The organism is Angustibacter peucedani, from assembly GCF_054779595.1.
In genome coordinates this window covers 1-1,555 of sequence record NZ_BAAGXY010000174.1, presented here as the reverse complement: position 1 = coordinate 1,555, position 1,555 = coordinate 1, and the positions used below count along the sequence as shown (strand labels likewise).

Annotated in this window: 2 protein-coding genes; one reads left to right on the top strand and one right to left on the bottom strand. The window is 77.2% G+C overall.

The window, feature by feature from the left end; translation table 11 throughout:
- Positions 1–160: 160 nt before the first annotated feature.
- A complete protein-coding gene (locus tag ACYVJ4_RS18575; protein WP_460461531.1) occupies positions 161–961 on the bottom strand; it encodes an SOS response-associated peptidase in 801 nt (266 codons plus the stop codon).
- 97 nt (positions 962–1,058) lie between these two features.
- Here ACYVJ4_RS18575 and ACYVJ4_RS18570 point away from each other — a divergent pair.
- Positions 1,059–1,555 (top strand): DoxX family protein (locus ACYVJ4_RS18570; protein WP_460461530.1); only part of this gene is annotated, 497 nt, incomplete at its 3' end.

Sequence of the window (1,555 nt, the reverse complement as noted above, 5' to 3'; positions counted from 1 at the left end):
GCCACCGCGGCCGAGGCTGCCGCCTGCAGGTCCGGCGCGCCGATGCCGCCGCCGGCGCCGTGGCCGAGCAGCAGCGTGCCGACGGCGGACGCCGGCCGCCGCACGTGCGCGCGGGCCAGGCCGACCGGGGTGTCGACGTCGACCACGCGGCTCGTCACCCTCACGCGGGCTCCCCCAGCACCTCGCCGGTCATCGGGTCGACGACGCCGACGAGCTCGGCCAGGGCGGCCGGCTCGAGCAGCTCGGGACCGGTGTTGCGCACGTCGCCGACGCGGCGCGAGACCGGGTAGGCCTCGAACCGCCCCGGCTCGACGGGCGCGAGCAGGTCGCGGACGTCGTCCGGCGCGGTGAGCGCGGGGTCGAGCCAGGCGTCCCAGCGCTCGCGCGGCAGGACGACGGGCATCCGGTCGTGCAGCCGGTCGAGGCCGGGCTCGGCGGCCGTCGTGACGATCGTGAACGTCGCGAGCCACGCCGCGGGGTCGTCGTCCGCGAGCTCGCGGTCCTTCCAGAACTCGTAGAGGCCGGCGAAGACGAGCGGGCCGCCGTCGGCGAGGTGGGTGAAGAACGGCTGCTTGCGCGGCTTGCCCTTGGCGTCGGTGGCGGTCGGGCTGGTCTGCCACTCGTACCAGCCGTCGGCCGGCACCAGGCAGCGGCGGGCGGCGGCGGCGCGCTTGAAACCGGGCTTGTCGAGCAGCGTCTCGGCCCGCGCGTTGATCATCTTGTAGCCGACCGAGCGGTCCTTGGCCCAGGACGGCACCAGGCCCCACGTGAGCAGGCGCAGCTGGCGGACCGGGGCGGCGTCGGGCTCGTCGCGCGGCGCGCGCTCGAGCACCACGGGCGGCGTGTGCGTCGGCGCGACGTTGTAGTCGGCGCGCACCTCGCCGCCGCTCTGGTCGGACGCCACCTCGAGCTCCTCGACGAGGTCGTCCGGGATGGCGCTGGCCGCGTACCTCCCGCACATGGGCCCCAGCCTGCCACCCGGCACCGACGGGCACCCGGGTCGCGCGGCCCGCGGCGGGTCGGCAGGATGGAGCTGTCCGCCGACCAGGAGGCCCGCCATGTCCGTCGTCCGCCGTATCGCCCGCCCGATGCTCGCCGCGATGTTCGTCGAGGGCGGCCTCGACCAGCTGCGCCACCCCGCGGCCAAGGCGAAGGCGGCCGCGCCCGTCGTCGAGAAGCTCGCCCCGGTCCTCGGCCTGCCCGACGACCCCGAGCTGCTGGTGCGGGCCAACGGCGCCGCCATGGTCGGCGCCGGCGCCCTGCTGGCCACCGGCCGCCTCCCCCGCCTGTCGGCCGCGGTGCTCGCTGCGTCGCTCGTGCCGACGACCGTGGCGGGGCACCGGTTCTGGCAGGCCGACGACCCGGCGCAGCGCACCCAGCAGAAGCTGCACTTCTTCAAGAACGTCAGCATGCTCGGCGGCCTGCTGATCGCCGCGGTCGACACCGCGGGCAAGCCCGGTCTGCCCTGGCGCGCGCGCCGCGCCGCGAAGGACACCGCCCGCACCGCCCGGCTGGCCCGGCGCGAGGCGCGGCACGCCGCGCACGCCGCCCGCCG